The sequence below is a fragment of the Gordonia zhenghanii genome, from assembly GCF_021738965.1.
Taxonomy (GTDB): Bacteria; Actinomycetota; Actinomycetes; order Mycobacteriales; family Mycobacteriaceae; genus Gordonia; species Gordonia zhenghanii.
In genome coordinates, this window is the sequence record NZ_JAKKOQ010000001.1 from 665714 (window position 1) to 683335 (window position 17622).

14 protein-coding genes are annotated in these 17622 nt (G+C 68.9%); 8 read left to right on the top strand and 6 right to left on the bottom strand.

Features of this window, described 5'->3' with window-relative positions:
- Positions 1-126 precede the first annotated feature (126 nt).
- Together L5G32_RS02980 and L5G32_RS02985 are read left to right on the top strand one after the other, a co-directional pair.
- Entirely contained in the window at positions 127-1488 is a 1362-nt protein-coding gene (locus tag L5G32_RS02980; protein ID WP_237009509.1) for a 3-oxoacyl-ACP reductase, read from the top strand.
- Positions 1488-2369, top strand: coding sequence for a MaoC/PaaZ C-terminal domain-containing protein (locus tag L5G32_RS02985; protein ID WP_372491622.1), 882 nt, complete (start codon positions 1488-1490; stop codon positions 2367-2369). Before L5G32_RS02980 ends, L5G32_RS02985 begins: the two co-directional genes overlap by 1 nt.
- Before the next feature lie 75 nt (positions 2370-2444).
- Here L5G32_RS02985 and L5G32_RS02990 read toward each other — a convergent pair whose 3' ends face one another.
- Together L5G32_RS02990 and L5G32_RS02995 are read right to left on the bottom strand one after the other, a co-directional pair.
- Complete coding sequence (locus L5G32_RS02990; RefSeq protein ID WP_237009510.1) at positions 2445-3059, bottom strand: TetR/AcrR family transcriptional regulator; 615 nt, start codon at positions 3057-3059, stop codon at positions 2445-2447.
- A gap of 30 nt (positions 3060-3089) precedes the next feature.
- Positions 3090-4268, bottom strand: coding sequence for a glycoside hydrolase family 3 N-terminal domain-containing protein (locus L5G32_RS02995; RefSeq protein ID WP_237009511.1), 1179 nt, complete (start codon positions 4266-4268; stop codon positions 3090-3092).
- A gap of 53 nt (positions 4269-4321) precedes the next feature.
- On the opposite strand from L5G32_RS02995, the gene L5G32_RS03000 reads away from it, so the two are divergent.
- Both L5G32_RS03000 and L5G32_RS03005 read left to right on the top strand, forming a co-directional pair.
- On the top strand, positions 4322-4525 hold the full coding sequence (locus L5G32_RS03000; protein ID WP_237009512.1) for a DUF2613 family protein: 204 nt from the start codon (positions 4322-4324) through the stop codon (positions 4523-4525).
- A gap of 54 nt (positions 4526-4579) precedes the next feature.
- Positions 4580-8947, top strand: coding sequence for an alpha-(1->3)-arabinofuranosyltransferase (locus L5G32_RS03005; RefSeq protein WP_237009513.1), 4368 nt, complete (start codon positions 4580-4582; stop codon positions 8945-8947).
- On the opposite strand, the gene L5G32_RS03010 is transcribed toward L5G32_RS03005, so the two are convergent.
- Positions 8839-10026 carry an acyltransferase family protein gene (locus tag L5G32_RS03010; protein WP_237009514.1) on the bottom strand — a complete coding sequence of 396 codons (1188 nt, stop codon included), beginning with the start codon at positions 10024-10026 and terminating at the stop codon, positions 8839-8841. The genes L5G32_RS03005 and L5G32_RS03010 overlap by 109 nt on opposite strands.
- 67 nt (positions 10027-10093) lie before the next feature.
- Here L5G32_RS03010 and pgfA point away from each other — a divergent pair, with 67 nt between their 5' ends.
- Positions 10094-11170 (top strand): cell envelope lipid trafficking protein PgfA, encoded by a 1077-nt coding sequence (pgfA, locus tag L5G32_RS03015; protein ID WP_237009515.1) that lies wholly within the window; start codon positions 10094-10096, stop codon positions 11168-11170.
- Between the two features lie 16 nt (positions 11171-11186).
- Here pgfA and L5G32_RS03020 read toward each other — a convergent pair whose 3' ends face one another.
- Positions 11187-12404, bottom strand: a complete 1218-nt coding sequence (locus L5G32_RS03020) for a lipopolysaccharide biosynthesis protein (protein WP_237009516.1) — start codon at positions 12402-12404, stop codon at positions 11187-11189.
- 87 nt (positions 12405-12491) lie between these two features.
- Here L5G32_RS03020 and L5G32_RS03025 point away from each other — a divergent pair, with 87 nt between their 5' ends.
- Complete coding sequence (locus L5G32_RS03025; protein WP_237009517.1) at positions 12492-13403, top strand: HpcH/HpaI aldolase/citrate lyase family protein; 912 nt, start codon at positions 12492-12494, stop codon at positions 13401-13403.
- Between the two features lie 4 nt (positions 13404-13407).
- Positions 13408-15072 (top strand): MmpA family trehalose lipid delivery protein, encoded by a 1665-nt coding sequence (locus tag L5G32_RS03030; protein ID WP_237009518.1) that lies wholly within the window; start codon positions 13408-13410, stop codon positions 15070-15072.
- A 39-nt stretch (positions 15073-15111) separates the two neighbouring features.
- On the opposite strand, the gene L5G32_RS03035 is transcribed toward L5G32_RS03030, so the two are convergent.
- A complete protein-coding gene (locus L5G32_RS03035) occupies positions 15112-16236 on the bottom strand; it encodes a glycosyltransferase family 4 protein (protein WP_237009519.1) in 1125 nt (374 codons plus the stop codon).
- Positions 16237-16264: 28 nt separating this feature from the next.
- Here L5G32_RS03035 and L5G32_RS03040 point away from each other — a divergent pair, with 28 nt between their 5' ends.
- Entirely contained in the window at positions 16265-17026 is a 762-nt protein-coding gene (locus tag L5G32_RS03040; RefSeq protein WP_237009520.1) for a methyltransferase domain-containing protein, read from the top strand.
- 75 nt (positions 17027-17101) lie between these two features.
- On the opposite strand, the gene L5G32_RS03045 is transcribed toward L5G32_RS03040, so the two are convergent.
- The gene (locus tag L5G32_RS03045; RefSeq protein ID WP_237009521.1) at positions 17102-17602 is read right to left on the bottom strand and encodes a hypothetical protein; all 501 of its coding nucleotides are present in this window, start codon (positions 17600-17602) and stop codon (positions 17102-17104) included.
- Positions 17603-17622 lie beyond the last annotated feature (20 nt).

Genomic DNA, 17622 nt, shown 5'->3' on the forward strand with positions numbered 1-17622 from the left:
GACGACGCAGGTAGATTGTGCGGCGAACGTCACAGCGCGCAGCGATACCCGACTCACCGGTGTCCGCTTATGGTCACCACACAGGTACCGACTCGAAAAGTATTCGACCCATCAAAGGAGTCCGTCGTGGCAGGCAGTACCGATCTCTACTCATCGTTCGTGAACTCCGGCCCGGGCGGCTTCATCGCTGGCCAGCTCGGTCTCCCCCAGCCCCCGACCCTGCGCCGCTACTCGGCGTCGAAGGCGCCGCTGGGCGGCCCGGTGCAGCTGGGCGGTTCCGGCCGCCTCGTCGAGCCGATCCGCGAGATCCTCTCCGCAGGCGAGGATTACGCTCTCGTCGAGAACAACACCACCGGCCGCGGCGCAGACAAGCTCGGCGCCGCAGTGTTCGACGCGACGGGCATCACCAAGCCCGCCGAACTGGAGCAGCTGTTCGAGTTCTTCACCCCGATCATGCGCTCGACCGGCAACTCCGCTCGCCTCGTCGTCCTCGGCACCACGCCTGAGCTGACCAAGACCCCGGACGAGCACGTCGCGCAGCGTGCGCTCGAAGGCTTCACGCGTTCGCTCGGCAAGGAACTCCGCAACGGTGCGACCGCCCAGCTCGTCTACGTCTCCCCCAAGGCCAAGACCGGCCTGTCGGGCCTCGAGTCGACACTGCGCTTCCTGCTGTCGGGCAAGTCCGCGTACGTCGACGCCCAGGTGATCCGCGTCGGCGACGCCGCGGGCACTGCGGTCGAGAACTGGGACAAGCCGCTCGCAGGCAAGGTCGCGCTGGTCACCGGTGCAGCCCGCGGCATCGGCGCCACCATCGCCGAGGTCCTCTCGCGCGACGGCGCCCACGTGATCGCCGCCGATATCCCGGCTGCAGGCGAGGCCCTGTCGGAGACCGCGAACAAGGTCGGCGGCACCGCACTGCCGCTCGACGTGACCGCCGACGACGCGGGCGAGAAGATCGCCGAGCATGTCCTCGAGCGTCACGGCGGCCTCGACATCATCGTCAACAACGCAGGCATCACCCGCGACAAGCTGCTCGCCAACATGGATTCGGGCCGCTGGAACTCGGTGATCGGCGTCAACCTGATCGCTCCGCAGACTCTCGTGAACGAGCTCGTCGAGCGCAAGGCTCTCCGCGAGGGCGGCGCCGTGATCGACGTCTCGTCGATCGCAGGCATCGCGGGCAACCGCGGCCAGACCAACTACGGCACCTCGAAGGCAGGCGTCATCGGTCTGGTCGACACCTACGCCCCGATCCTGGCCAAGGCTGGCATCACGATCAACGCGGTCGCTCCCGGGTTCATCGAGACGGCGATGACCGCCGCGATCCCGCTGGCCACCCGTGAGGCGGGCCGTCGCATGAACTCGATGCAGCAGGGCGGTCAGACCGTGGACGTCGCCGAGACGGTCGCCTACTTCGCGAACCCGGCCAGCAACGCGGTCACCGGCAACGTCGTCCGCGTGTGCGGCCAGAGCCTGCTGGGCGCCTGATGTCCACCGTCACCCTCACCTCGGTCCCCGGACCGGCGACGATCTACCCGAAGGCCGTCGGCGCCATGTTGCCGGTCATCGGCAAACCGGCTCATGTCGCCGCGGACGCCGCCGTTCCGGACACCGTCTACCGGCTCGAGAACATCACGATCGACCGCGGCGAACTGCAGCGGTACTGCCACGCGACTGGACTGCCGTTCGGCGCGACGGTCCCGGTCACGTACTTGTTCGTACTGTCGTTCCCGCTGGCGATGACGGTGATGGTCGACCCGAAGTTCCCGCTGGGAGCTATCGGATCGGTGCACGTCGAGAACACGATCGAGCGGTTCCGCGCGATCGGCGTCGACGAGCCGCTGACCGTCGAGACGCACGCCGAGAACCTGCGCGAGCACCGCAAGGGCATCCTCGTCGACATGGTCTCCGAGTTCTTCGTCGGTCGTGAACGCGTCGCAGTCCAGACCAGCACGTTCCTCAAGCAGCAGCGGACGAGCCTGTCCGGTGGCGAACGCGGCCCGGCCCCCAAGGACGCCACTCCGCCGCCGCCCGACCGGATCGTCTCGGTGGACCTGGGTCTCATCAGGAAGTACGCGGAGGCCTCCGGCGATCGGAATCCGATCCACATGGCCGATCTGTCGGCCAAGGCCTTCGGTTTCTCGCAGGCCATCGCGCACGGCATGTGGTCGGCGGCGACGGCCCTGGCGAATGTCGAAGGCTCGTTGCCCGGCGCAGTCACCTACTCGGTGCGCTTCGGCAAACCGATCCTGTTGCCCGCCAAGGTTAACGAGTACATCACCGCGGTCGACGGCGGCTATGACGTGTCGCTGCTCAACCGCAAGAAGGGCTATCCGCATCTGACGGCGACAGTTCGTCCCCGCGGCTGAGCCTCCAGCTATAAAGACTTCGGCACTTTCTTTCGGCGCCAGGCCGAAAGAAAGTGCCGAAGTCGTTTCAGGTCTTCAGGATTCGTCGTCGAACGACGAGCCGACGCCGACGAGACCGCGCCAGGTGATGCCGAGCAGAAGTTCCGTGGCGTCGTCGAGGTCGATGTCGCCGTCGGAGATGCGGTCGGCAACGGCCTCGCCCGCACCGACCAGCGCGACCGCGGTGAGCTCGAAGTCGATGTCCCGTGCACCCTCGACGGTGGTGCCGCGGCGGATCAGGTCCGTGATCATCCGGGTGATCGCCTGACGGCTCTCGATGACGACGTCGGCGAACGCCGCGGTCCCGATCGACACGCGGTACAGGACGCGCCACGACTGGGCGTTCTCGTACACGTATCGCAGGAATTCGCGGACCAGCGTCCGCGCCTGATCACGTTGTCGCAGTTCGGGATCGAATCCTGCGCTCATCGCGTCGAGGAAGCGACCGGACTCGCGCGCGATGCACGCACTGAACAGTTCGTCTTTGGAGCCGTAGTAGAGGTACAGCATCGGTTTGGAGATCTGCGCCTGCGCGGCGATGGCATCCATCGAACTGTCGGAGTAACCGTGCTCGGCGAACACCGTGATCGCCGCGTCCAACATCTGCTGCTCGCGGACTGCACGGGGCAGCCGCTTCGTCCCGCTCACCATGCCTTCGAACTTACCATCCAGTAAGTTGCGTCAGCAGGTGATCACGCCTTTAGCGCGGAGGATGCGGACGACCGACTCGTCGACACGCTTTCGCGACAGCTTCTTGCCGGCCACCGCCTTCTCGAGCGAGTCGAGGACGGAGCCGACCTTGTCCGTGGTCAGCCACAGCGCGACGTCAGATCCCGCGTTGATCGCCTTCCGGACCGCGACCTCGATCGGGTACTTCTCGCTGATCGCCTTCATCCCGGACAGATCGTCGGAGAACACGACGCCGTCGAACGGGACTCCGCCGTACTGCGTTCCCTTGCGGAGCATGCCGATCGCGCGCGGACTGATGCTCGACGGCGTCTCCGGACCGGTCAGGCCGGGGACGATCAGGTGACCGACCATCACGCCTGCGTCGCCCGGATCCTTCAACAGAGTCTTGTACGGGACCAAGTCGCTTCCGATGAGCGAGTCGAGCGGCGGCGTCTGCACGTTTCCGGTGTGCGAGTCGCCCGATCCGTGGCCGTGTCCCGGGAAGTGCTTGTAGACGGGCATGATCCCGGCGTCTTCGAGACCCTTCGCGAAGGCTTCCGCGTATTCGGCGACGACGGCCGGATCGTTCGAGAAGGAGCGATCGCCGATCACCTCGTCGTCGTCCTCGTCGCTGACATCGGTGCTCGGCGCGAAGTCGACGGTGATGCCGAGCTTGCGCATGTCCTGGCCTGCGTCCTTCGCCAGGGCGCGAACCTGAGCGGGCGTCTTGGTCTGGGCCAGAACGCGGGCGGACGGCATGTCGATGCCCAGCTGAGAGAGACGGCTCACACGGCCACCCTCCTGGTCGACGGTCACCATCAGCGGATACTTCTGCGCCTTCGACAGTCTTTTCACGGATCCGTCGGAGAGCATGCCGAGATCACTCCAGCTGCCGACGAACACGCCGCCGATGTGCTCTTCGGACACCACCTGCTTCGCGTCTGCCGCCCCGGTGACGCCGACGACCAGAAGCTGAGCGAGTTTGTCCCGCAACGACATCGACTTCAGGTCCGATGCGCCGCAGGCCTGAGGTGCCGAGGTGCTCGCTGGCGTCGACGTATGGCTCGACAGCGCGGTCGTGGTCGTCGTCGACGACGGCGGTGCGGCCTCCGGTTCGGAACTGCTGCAGGCGGCGGCCGACAACAGGCCGGCAGCCGTGACGGCGGCGATGAAGCGACGAGAAGCGCGCATGCGACCAGTTTCGCACGCCGAGCCTCCGATTCTCGGGTGGTACCTTGTGCTTCATGGTTCGCGACCGGTTGATCTACGGGATTATCGCCGCGGTCGTCGGCGTAGTCGTCGGCGTCGGCGGCGTCTTTCTGGGCGGTGTGCTCGCCTCTGAGACGAAGCCTGCGACCGACGTCAATAGCTTCAACAGCCAGGACGGGTTCGTTCAGGGCTCCGTCGAATACGGTTCCCGCGGCGGCTCCGGGGCCGACAACTCCTGACGTCCAGACCCCTGACATCCGACTCCTGACGTCCCGACAAGTCCTGGCAGATCAGTGAGTCACGACCGGCTTCTCACGCGACGCGGCATCGGCGTCACCGCGTTGATCCTCACGCTCGTGTCGTTCTGGCAGGCACCCGGCACGATCTCTCCGGACACCAAACTCGACCTCACGGCCGATCCGATCGGCTTCCTCGCGCGGGCCACTCACCTGTGGTCGTCGACGATGCCGATGGGTCAGATCCAGAACCAGGCCTACGGATACCTGTTCCCGCACGGCGCGTTCTTCGCGCTCGGCGATCTCGCGCACGTCCCACCGTGGGTGATCCAACGGCTCTGGTGGGCCGTCCTGCTGACCGTGGGGTTCGTCGGCGTCGTCCGCGTGGCCGAAGCACTGCGAATCGGATCGTTCGGCTCACGCCTGATCGCCGCCTGCGTGTTCGTCGCGTCACCGCGCGTCCTGACGACCATCGGCACCATCTCGTCGGAGACGCTGCCGTTGATGCTGGCGCCGTGGGTGCTGTTGCCGGTGATCCGCGTACTCGACTCTGGGTCTACGAGCACTGGGTCGACGAGGCAGGCATGGCGGGAGGCCGCACGATCGGCGTGCGCTGTCGCGTTGATGGGCGCGGTCAACGCCGTCGCGACCGGCGCAGCGGTCAGCGTCGCCGTCCTGTGGTGGCTCGCAGCCACCGCCTCGCACGATCGGGATCGTCGCCGAATCGGCCTGCGGTTCGCCTGCTTCTGGATTCCGGCTCTCGCAGCAGCCTGCCTGTGGTGGGTGGTTCCACTGCTGATGTCGGCGCGGGTGTCGCCGCCGTTCCTCGACTTCATCGAGTCCGCTCAGGTCACCACCGAGTGGACATCGCTGACCGAGGTGCTACGCGGGACGTCGTCGTGGACGCCGTTCGTCTCGGGCGAGCGCGCGGCAGGCGCCGTACTCGTGTCCGAGTCGGCGGCCGTCCTCGCGACCGGAGTGCTGGCGGCAGCGGGACTCGCCGGACTCACCATGCGCGCGATGCCCCACCGCCGACGGTGGCTGGTCCTACTGGTGATCGGCCTCGCATGCATCTGCCTGGGCTACCCGGGCGCGCTCGGCTCGCCGATCGCCGAGACCGTGCGGAGCTTCCTCGACGGCAGCGGCGCAGCGCTGCGCAACGTCCACAAGTTCGAGCCGCTGGTCCGACTGCCACTGGTCGTCGGCGTCGCACATCTGCTCGGGCGGGTGCCGTTCCACGCGCTGGCCGCGGCGCCGTCGAAGGCCAACGGCTGGGCTCGTCCGGCAGTCGCGGCGATGGTTGTCGTGACGGCGGCGTTCGGCACCGGTTCGCTGGCCTGGACGGGCGGAATCGCACCGGCGTCCAGCTATGACGCGATTCCTGACTATTGGCACCAGACGGCCGACTGGCTCGACGAGCACGCCGACGACTCCCGCGCCCTCGTCGTCCCGGGAGCCCCGTTCGCCGACCAGATCTGGGGCCTGACCCGCGACGAACCACTCCAAGCTTTATCGGACGCTCCGTGGGCGGTGCGCGACGCGATCCCGTTGACGCCGCCGGGCGCTATCCGCGCGATGGACTCCGTTCAGCGCGCACTCGTGTCGGGACGCGGCTCCGCAGCACTCGCCGACACGCTGACCGCGCAAGGCGTCGGGTACGTCGTACTGCGTGCCGACCTCGACCCGAAGACGTCACGGTCGGCGCGACCGATCGTCGTCGCCGACGCTCTGCGCCGTTCACCCGGCGTCGATCGGGTCGCCCAGTTCGGCCCCGAGGTGGCTCCGCCGACCGTCGACGGCGTGGTCCTCGACGACGGTCTGCGTCCGACGATGCCCGCGGTGACCGTCTATCGAGTCGGGGCGGGTCGCTCGTTGGGGCCGTTGCTGACTCCCCTCGACGAGGCGCCGCGCGTCGACGGCGGCCCCGAGTCGCTCGCCGCGATCAACGAGGCCCGAGCCCGCACCGGCCGCCCTGCGCTCGGGACCGCGCTCCTCACGCCGGACGCCCGTCGCGCCGGAGTCGGCGACGGACCAGGACGGACCGTCACCGACACTCCCGCCGACCGGGAGACCGACTTCGGTCGCGTCGACGACCACTCGTCGTCGATCCGAGCGCCCGGCGATCCGCGGCTGACCAAGAACGCCGTCGCCGACTACCCCGTCGACGGCGCGGCGCCCGTCCAGGGCCAATGGCTGCTCAACAACCAACCGGGACAGGTGCGGGTCACCTCGTCGGGCTCGGCGGCAGACGCGACCCAGCCGGGCCGGACGGTGCCCGCCGCATCGACGACGGCGGCGTTCGACGGCGACGCGAACACCGCGTGGGTCAGCCGCGGCCTCGAGTCCGCGGTCGGGCGGTGGGTCGCACTCGAGTTCACGCAGCCGCGCCGAGGCCTTGCGTTGACGGTGACGACGGCGAAAGCGCTCGGCCCCGACGTATCGTCGCTGCTGGTGACCACAGATGCGGGCAGCACGGTGGTCACCGATGTGGAACCCGGGGTCCCCACCAGGATCGTCGCGCCCGCAGGCGAGACGAAGCGCGTGGAGATCCGCGCGACGCGCACCTCGAACGACACGGCTGGCAACCAGTTCGCGCTCGCCGACGTCACCCTCTCGGATGCCGACACCGGACTGGACTACTCGGTCCGACACCGTGTGGTTCTCCCCGAACTCGATGCAGCGGACCGCGTCGACGCGTGGGTGCTGCACAACGAGCTGGGCAGCCGCGCCGAATGCGTGTGGGACGACGACCGCGTCCGATGCGCCCCGACGCTCGGAATCGCACCAGAGGCGCCCGGAGCGTTCGGACGCACCCTCTCCGTTCCGACCGACACCGAGGTGACGCCGAGCGTCGTGCTGCGGCCGAAGGCAGGCGGAGCCCTCAATGACCTCCTGGCGAGCCCCGGCGTCGTCGCCGCGGATGGCGCGTCGAACGTCACCGACCCGCGCGGCAACGCTTCGGCTGCCGTCGACGGCGATCCTCGCACCGTGTGGACCGCACCCGAGACGCCGACGGCGACCGGCCAGAAGAAGCCGACGAAACCGTCCCTCACCCTGCATCTGCCGACCGTGCGCACGGTGTCCGCGTTGAAGCTGACGCTCCCGGACGACTATCCAGCGCGACCCACCCGGGTGAGGGTCGACCTCGGCGACGACGAACAGACCGTCCGGGTCCGCGACGACGGGACCGTGCAGTTGACACCCGCGCGGACGGATCGGATCGTCGTGACGGTCGATGAGACGAGCGATCTGATCGACGTCAACGACCTCGGCTTCGCCCGGCAGTCGCCCGCGGGCATCGCCGAGATCGCGGTGCTGCCGACCGTGCCGGCACCGTCCCCCGATCTGGACCGGCCGATCGTCATCGGGTGCGGAACCGATCCACAGGGCCCCCTCGGTCTCGGCCTGTCAGCGGGCGGACGAGTCCAGCGACTGCAGGTGTCGACGACGGCGCGGGCGTTGCGCGACGGCGACCCGGTCGTCGCCACTGTGTGCCCCGGCACCCCGCTGCGACTGCCTGCGGGCGAGCAGGAAGTGACGGCCAACCCGGGCGACGCATTCACCGTCGACTCGCTGGAACTCCGCACGTCCGGCCCCGATACGGTCGGCGAGAGCGTGCCCGCGCGGACCGGATCGTGGGACGCGACGTCACGTGACGTGCTCGTCCACGCCGCCGACTCGCCCCGGATCCTGTCGGTCCCGGAGAGCACCAACCCCGGTTGGCACGCCCGCATCGACGGCGACGAACTGGAGTCGGTCGTCGTCAACGGCTGGCAGCAGGGGTGGATCGTCCCCGCGGGCGCCGCCGGGACCGTGGCCCTGACCTTCGACCCGGACACCCCGTACCGCTGGGCCCTGCTCGTCGGCTTCCTCCTCGTCTCCGCCCTGTTCGCCGCGGCCTTCCTCCCGCGGCCTCACCGTTGGTCGAGCCCTCACCGCCGGTCGAGCCCTTCCCGCCGGTCGAGCCGTTCCCGCCGGTCAAGCCGTTCCCGCCGGTCGAGCCCTTCGACTCCGCTCAGGAGAACCGGAGTCGAGACCCCGATCAGGAGAACCGCAGCCGAGACCCCGCTCAGGAGAACCGAAGTCGACACCCCGCTCCGCCTCGCTCTCGCGGCCGCCTCACCGCTCGCCGCCGCCTATCTGCTGACCGGACCGTGGGGTCTGGCGATAGCAGTGGTCACGGGCGTCTTCGTGGCCTATGCCTCGCCCACGACGCGCGTCACGCTGGTCTTCGGCGCCATGTCGGTCGCGACGGTCGCGCTCGCGACTGGTCCGTGGAATTCGGGGACCGACTATTCCGGGTACGACGTCCTGCCTCAGTCGGCAGCACTGGTCGCAGTGTCCGCGGCCCTGTTCTCGGCGTGGCTCCCCCGCTTCTCCCGCCGAGCGAGGGCTCGGCGACACGGTTCTTCGACGAACGTGTAGCTCGCGGCCGACACCGGCACGGTGACGACGACGGTCAGCAGCCAGACACTGACGAAGTGCCCGTCGAACGAGGGGATCCCGAACAGGCCGAACACCGAGGCGAGTACGGCGACGTGCCAGATGAAGATGCCGTACGACCACCGTCCGAGGGCGGCCATGACCGGCGAGTCGAGGAACCGGAACCGGTCGTCGCGCAGGACGAGCGGCGCGAGGATCGCATACGCGCCGAGGCCGCCGAGCAGCATCTTGGCCGCGTACTGCGGATCGTTCATGGGCGCGAGGCCGACGGGACCGGCGAGCGGTGTGGACGCGAGGCCGTAGGCGATCACCAGGACCGCGAGCATCAGCGGCCGATTGGTCGACACCCGGATGATCGGCGACGCCGTATCGATCTCTCCGGCGCGCACAGCGGCGACGATCTCCGCGAGGACGAATCCGGCCGCGAACCACGGCAGATGCCCGAAGACCCAGTTCTTGCCCTCGACGCCCGCGGCGAGCGGCAGGAGGTTCGCCAGCCACGCCCACCCGAGGCTGAGCGCGCTGACGCCGAGGATCAACGGGATCCGTCGACGCGCACGTCGCCCCCGCAGCGCGAGCAGCCCGTACCCGATGAGTGGAAGCAGCAGGTAGAACGCGGCCTCGACGGACAGACTCCACATCTGGGTGAGTCCGGACGCCAGGGTGAGCGGGACGAACACCTGGGTGAGCGTCAGGTTGGCGATCCACACGGTCGGTGACGCGTCGCGCGCCTGCGGCAGCAGCAACAGGACCGCGGTCACGACGATCGCGTACGCGGGCCAGATGCGGACGAATCGGTGACGGAGATAGCGGCGCACGTTCGGCGGGTCGTTCTGGCCGCGGGCCGCGCTCGCGTACGGCCGCCACAGCAGGAACCCGCTCAACGCGAAGAACAGCGCGACGGCGAGGTCCAGCCTGCCGAGTACGGGGCCGATCACCGGCCAGTGCAGTGATCGAGTCTGGAAGGCGACGTGCGTGGTGAGGACGCCCAGTGCGGCGACGGCTCGCATCCCCTCGAGCTGCGGATAGAAGCGCCTGGTCGGCGCACTCGCAGCTGTCATGTCCGGTCATTCATCGTCGGGTACACAGTAACCGTCCCGCTCAGGAGCGTGCCCTACAGTCGACGACATGACCGAGACCCCGTCGCCCCGTCTGCGTGCGCGAGATCTGCTGGCACCGGTGGCGTTCTTCCTCGGTGCGCTGCTGTTGGCCGCGGCGATCGCGGTGGGCCCGGTGGTCGGCGAGTCGCTGAAGAAGGTGCCCCTCGACGTGGATCTGACGTGGGTCGCCGACGGCTCGGACGGCTCACGCGTGTTGAACCGCTGCTCCATCGACGAGCCGCACGCGCAGGTGCTCGACGCTCAAGTCCAGCAGCGACGACGCATCGTCGCGGTCCGCCCGGCCGACTCGGACGTGGTCACGTTGCAGGCAGGCACGTCGCTCGGTGTCAGCGAGTACAGCGTCGACGGGAAGTCGGTGGACGCCGACGACGTGTGCAAGGAACAGACGCTGGCGGCGACGATCGACCGGGTGACGATCGACCGCCGCACCGCCCTGCCCACCGGGCAGCCGTCCGAGGTCCAGTACGACGACGAGAAGGGGGCCGTGCAACTCCCGGACCGGACCGGATTCACGTATCTGTTGCCTTTCGAGTTCTCCGGTTCGGACCTGCGGTACTTCGACATCGTGAGCCGGACCTCGGTTCCTTTGGTGCGCAAGGGCACCGAGACCATCGCAGGCCGGGAGACCCTGCATTTCACGGCGTCGATCCCCGACACGGACCTGTCCCGGTCCGACACGCGCGCGGTGATCACGCGACCCGCGTCGTGGTTCGGCACGTTCCCCGGAATCCGCCCTGACCGGCCGTTGACGGCGACCCTGCACCACCGGTCCGAACGCGACCTGTTCGTCGACGAGACGACGGGCGTCATCATCGACGAGCGGGTCCGGATCGTCGAGGAGTACCGATTCACCCCGACGATCGCATCGAACTCACCGGAGCTCGCCGACTTCGTCCTCACCAACGTCGACACGACGGTGCGCAGCGATCGGGAGAGCCTCCAGGACGCAGCCGACGCCGCATCGTCTCGCGACTGGCCCGTCGTCCTGACCACGCTGATCCTGCCGATCGTGTTCGGCACACTCGGACTCGCGGCGCTGGCGTTCGGGATCGTCGTCACGGTGCGTGATCGGCGACGCCGGTAGGGGCGGGATTCGAAAGTCAGCCGTCGGCTGACCGAACCCATGCCCACGTCGCGACAACGGCGACCGCGGCCGCACCCGCCGCGATGGTCGCGAGCGTGACCACGGAGTCGGCGACGGTCACGATCAACACCACTTCGACGACGAGCGCCACGAAGGCCGGAACGGCGCCACGTGCGCGGTTACGCGCGATCGCGGCCAGCAGCATCAACTGCAGCACAGCGAGCAGCGATCCAGTCAGCGCGAACAGCCACATCCACGCGGCGACCGGTCGGTAATCGTCCGAGATCACCACCGGAACAAGCGGGCCGCAGGCCGCGGCGAGAACGGTCACGGTGCACCCGATTGCGGCGAGCACCCCTACTGCACGACGCAGCGCGTCGGCGGATCGGACTGGATCGGCCAACCGAGGGTAGACGACGACGCCGATCGCCTGCGGCAACCAGAACGCGGCCTTGGTCGCGACGGCGCCCAACGCGTACACACCGGCGTCGTCTGCAGACAGGACCGCCCGGGACAGCAGCAGATCCACCGACACCGCGACGATCATCACGAACTGGACGCTCGACGCCGACAGCACGTCGACCATCGAGACCGGTGGGCGGGCCCGGCCGTCGCTGGGAGACCGACCGGCATCGGTAGCGCGGGTGCCGCCGACCGCGACGCCTGCGACGGCGACCGCAGCGATCACGGTGCCGACGGTCCCCGCAGCGAGCGCGCCGGTCGGTCCTGCGCCCAGGGCGAGCGCGACGACGACCGGAACCGATTTGGCGACGCCGACTCCGGCGAGGACGCCGCCCAGGAGACCGAATCTCCCGGTGCCTTGGAGGAAACCCTGCCCGCCTGCAATGACTGCCAGCGGTGCAGCTCCGGCTAACGCGGCGAGGGTCGTCGACCAGGACGTGTGCGCGATCTGCATCATCACCCCGACGCCGACCGCGGAGCCGATCGCGACGAGCACGCCGACGACGCCGGTCAATCGCCACAGACGACGGCGCGACGTTCCCGTCACCACTTCGCGAGCAACCACGGCCTGCAGCGCCAGGGCAGGCACCGAGAGGACGAGCATCGCCGCGTTGAGAACCGAGAACTCGCCGAAGCCGTCGGGTCCCAGCACACGACTCGCTGGAACCTGCACGACGTAGGCGAGCAGGTTCGCCAGCAATGTCCCGACGGTGACCGCGCCGAGTGCGCGCACGGAGCCACCCGGCCGCTGCGCACGCGCGGTGATCGTCATGGAACCAGTGTGCCCGTACCGGCGGGTAGACTTGCGCGGCGGCATCCGCCGGACCACCCGTAGAGCACTACACCAGGCAGAGAGTCGATGTACGACACCGAATTCACCGCGCCCGATCCCACCGACATCGGATCCCGGATCGACCCGGTACTCGCGCGCAGCTGGCTGCTCGTGAACGGCGCCCAGCACGACCGTTTCGAAGCCGCGTCCCATTCGCGCGCCGACATCGTGGTCCTCGACATCGAAGACGCCGTGGCGCCGAAGGACAAGGACACCGCGCGCGACAACGTGCTGCGTTGGTTGGGCGCCGGACACGCGGACTGGGTGCGCATCAACGGTTTCGGCACTCCGTGGTGGTCGGCGGACATCGACGCCCTCGCGTCGACGTCGATCGGCGGCGTCATGCTCGCGATGGTCGAATCCGTCGACCATGTGACGGAGACGGCGCGGCGTCTGCCGAACATCCCGGTGGTCGCACTCGTGGAGACCGCGCGCGGACTGGAGCGCATCACCGAGATCGCATCGGCCAAGGGCACGTTCCGCCTGGCCTTCGGCATCGGCGACTTTCGCCGCGACACCGGCTTCGGCGACAATCCGACGACGCTCGCCTACGCTCGCTCACGGTTCACCATCGCGGCGAAGGCCGCGGGTCTGCCGTCGGCCATCGACGGGCCGACTGTCGGATCGAATCCCCTCAAGCTCAACGAGGCGACGGCCGTCAGCTCCGAGTTCGGCATGACCGGCAAGATCTGCCTCACCCCCGACCAGTGTGCGGCGGTCAACGACGGCCTGTCGCCCTCGTTGGACGACATCAGCTGGGCACGCGAGTTCTTCACCGAGTTCGAGGCCGACGGCGGCGAGATCCGCAACGGCTCGGACCTGCCGCGCATCGCGCGGGCGACGAAGATCCTCGACCTCGCACGCTCGTACAACATCGTGTCGAAGGACTACGGCGTCTCCGACCAGTCGCACGCCTCCACCGACACCTTCCACTACTGATCCGATGCTCTACCTGATCAGCGCCCTTCTCACCGCGCTGATCTGTGGGCCGCTCTTTCCCGGCTTTCTCGTATACCGCGACGCCGTCTCGGTGCCGCAGTTCTCGCTGTCGGCTGCCGCATTCGGCATCGACGGCTCCGCCCCGCGCGCCGTCCCACAGGACGCGTTCCTCGGGCTGGCGTCGCGTGTGGTCGACGGCGGCTGGGTCCTCGCGCTCCTGACGACGGCCGCGGTGTTCGGTGCGGGCGTCGGATACGGTCTGCTCGCGCGGCGCCTCGTGCCGCACGCAGGCACCGCGGGCGCGGTCGTCGCGGCGGTCGTCGGGATCTGGAATCCGTTCGTCGCCGAACGGCTTCTGCAGGGCCATTGGAGCCTGCTGATCGGGTACGCGTCGCTCGGCCCCATCGTGTTGGCCGTCCTGAACCTCGCGCGCGAGCGTTCCCTGCGGCCGATCCTGATCCTCGTGGGACTGTTCGCGGTCGCAGGATTCACGCCGACCGGTTCGATTCTGGCGCTGGCGGTCGCGGCCGTGACTGCGATCGCGGTGCGCCCGGGGCTGCGCACGACGCTGCTGTGCCTGGTCGGCTGGGTGGTGACGGCGTCGCCCTGGCTCGTCGCGGCGGCAGTGTCCGACTCGGCCGGATCATCGGGCGGCGCAAGCGCATTCGCTCTGCGGTCCGAACCTGGCCTCGGTTCTCTCGGCACGGCTCTCGGCCTGGGCGGGATCTGGAACGCCGACGCCGTGCCCGGCAGCCGATCCTCTTGGTGGGCTGCCGTCGCCACGGTCGTCTTCCTCGCCGTGGTCGCGGCCGGAGCCTTCGCCCTGCTGCGGGAGCGCCGCGAGCCGACGGGCCCGGTCCTCGCGCTCGGCCTACTCGCCGTGACCGTCGTCCTCCTCGTGACGCTCGCCTCGACGGGCCCCGGTCTGAGCGTGATGGATGCGCTGATGACTCACGTTCCGGGCGCAGGACTGCTGCGTGATGCGCAGAAATACCTGGCGTTGGCGGCCCCGTTCACCGCGATCGCCTGCGCGGCAGCCGTCGGCGCGCTCCGTCGGCTGGTCCCGGGCGGGTTCGCGGCAGCCGCCGTCGGACTCCTGATCGTCGCGCCGCTGCCCGACCTCGCGTGGGGTGTCGGCGGTCACGTCCGATCCATCGAGATCCCTGCCGACTACGCGGAGGTCACCGAGGCGATCGGCGACGGCGGCGGGACGTCGGTCGCTCTCTGGCCGACTGAGACGGTCCGGAATCTGTCGTGGACGCACGGACCGTCGTTGTCCGTGCTCCCCCGGATGATCGACGCCCCCGTCATGGTCGACGGGACGTTGATCGTCGACGGCGAGCCACTCGATGCACCGACCGGACGGACCGCCGATGTCGTCACTGCCCTCGACGCCGGCGGCGATCCCGCCGCTCTCGCCGCACTCGGCGTCGGTTGGGTGGTCAGCGAGGAGTCGAGCGCGCCGCCGCAACTCGCGGCTCACGCCGACGAAGTCGTCACGACCAACCATCTCCGCTTGTTCGCGATCCCGGGCGCCGCGCCCGCCCCGTCGCCCAGCACCTCGACCTGGATCGCGGCGATCACCGCTCTCGCCGTGTGGTTCGCCGCCCTCGTCTCCGGCGCCATCGCTGCCACTTTGTACCGCTTCCGCCGTTTCCAACCTTCTTAACCCTCTCGTAGGTGTCACCTGGTGACACCTACGAGAGGGTTAGAGGCCGTGGAACAGTTCTTCGAAGCCGTCGGCGGTCGACGCCCACGAGTAGTCGCCGGAACGCTTCTTCGCAGCGTCGCCGAGTCGGGTGAGCCGGTCGCGGTCGGAGACGAGCGCTGCGACCGCATCGGTGAGTTCGTCGAGATCGTCCACGAGTACCCCGGTCACACCGTCGACGATCGAGTCGGTCAGTCCCGCGGAACTGCGGTATCCGACGGTGGGCACACCGTGCTGCGCGGCTTCGACGACGGCCAGCCCCCACCCCTCCTTCCGGGACGGCATCAGATGGAGGTCGGCGCACGCCAGTAGTTCGTGTTTACGTGCCTCGTCGACGTGACCGTGAAAGCTCACCAGGTCGAGAATCCGGAGATCGGCTGCAGCGGAGCGTAGTTCGTTGTCCCACCAGCCCCCGCCCACGACGTCCAGGTGCGCGTCGACGCCTCGTGCGGCGAGAGCGGCGACGGCCTGCAATGCGTGCTCTACCTGCTTGTGCGGTACCAGGCGGGACACCGCGATCAGCCGGACACCCGGGTGGCTCCGCTGTCCGTTCACACCGTCGGGCACCGGGTCGACGCCGTTGCGGATCACGGTGATCCGGCCGCGGTCGACGCCGAGTTCGACGAGTTCGACGGCCGACGGCTCGGACACCGTGACATAGCTGCTCGAGCGGTGGATCCACGGTGACAGTTCGGATTCGACGAACCAACCGATCCTCGCCAGCATGCGGCCTGCGACCGGCCACTGCTCGCGGTGGCAATGATGAACAAGGAGGACCGTCGGGGCGTCGACCAGCAGACGCGCGAAGAACGGGACTCCGTTCTGCGTGTCGACGACGACGTCCGGTCGATAGCCTGCGAGTCTGCCTCGACCGAATCGTGCGGCGACGAGCGTCGCGGCGGCACGCAGATAGACGGTGAGACGTCCCCCGCCGCGGAGGACACGCATTCCCGCGGACGTCTGACGACGCGGAGCCCCCGGATAAGCCGCGGTGAGGAACGTGACTCGGGCCCCTCGGCGCGCGAGCTCGGCTCCGACGCGTTCGAGGTAGCGCTCGCTGCCGCCGCCCTGCGGGTGACCTGTGTCGCGCCAACACAGGAGCAGCACATCGGTCGGCGGGGTCACCCGATCCAGGGTATGCGACGCTAGAGCGATGCCGCCGTCGAGACCGATGCCGTCGAGCTTCGCGCGCCGGGCCACCGTCGCCCGTTCGGTACGACTGTTTCGCGAGTTCCGTCACGAGCAGACCGATCCCGACCGCTTCTACGGCGCCTTGGCCGACGACACCGCGACCACGATCGCCGATCTGCACCCCGGTTCGATCGCCGGCTCCACCGTCCTGGACGTCGGCGGAGGGCCAGGCTTCTTCGCGGATGCGTTCGCCGCCCGCGGCGCCGCCTATCTGTCGGTGGAACCCGATGCGGGCGAGATGCACGCGGCGGGCCTCGATCACCGGACGGCGGTCCGCGCGCAAGGCCAGCATCTGCCGTTCCAGACGGCGAGTGTCGACGTCTGCTATTCGTCGAACGTCGCCGAGCACACCGACCAGCCGTGGGAGATGGCCGACGAGATGGTCCGCGTGACCCGCCCCGGCGGCATGATCGTCCTCAGCTACACGCTGTGGTGGGGCCCGTTCGGCGGCCACGAGATGGGCTTGACCCACTATCTCGGCGGCCACCGCGCAGCTCGCATGTACACGCGTCGGCACGGACATCCGCCGAAGAACTTGTTCGGCGAGTCACTGTTCCCGATCACCGCAGCCGCGGGTCTGCGCTGGGCGCGCACGGCGCCCGACGCGACGCTACGACTCGCCTTCCCCCGCTACCTGCCGCGGTGGGCGTGGCCGGTAGTGAAGGTCCCCGGCGTGCGGGAAGTCGGCGCGACCAATCTCGTGCTCGTGATGGTGAAGCGGTAGCGGGGGTTTCGACTCGCTTCGCTCGCTCAACCAACTACAAAGGGGCGCTGCTCAACCAGCTACCGGAGACGCCGATCAGTGCGGCAGCTTGCCCTTGCACGAGAACGGTCCGCCGCCCGAGGTCGACGACGCCAACAGTTCTTCGCCCTGCATGATCGTGCAGGTGATCCGGCCGCGGACGACGATGCCAGACAGTTCCGCGTGCTTGCCCTTGAGCGTCGTCTTCTGCTGCCACGGGGTCCCGGTGATGACGACGACCTGCTTCTTGTTGCCCGATCGGTACGTGACGCCGACAACCTCCCCGTCGCCGGTGAGCTGGTAGGTCACGCTGCCCGGCTCCCCGGTCGGCCGGGTGTGCGTCGATTCGGGAGTGGAGGTCGGCGTCGACGTGGAAGTGGACGTCGGCGTGGACGTGGTGGAGGTCGGCGACGAGACGACGACCGTCGTCGGGGCAGCGCTCTCGGGCGAGGACGTCCTGTCCCGAACGATGAGCACCGCGACCACGACCACCGCGACCAGCGCGAGGAACGTCACGATCGAGAGCACCACCGTCCGTCTGGTGTTCGGTCTGCTCATGTCTGCACCTCGTGCTGGTG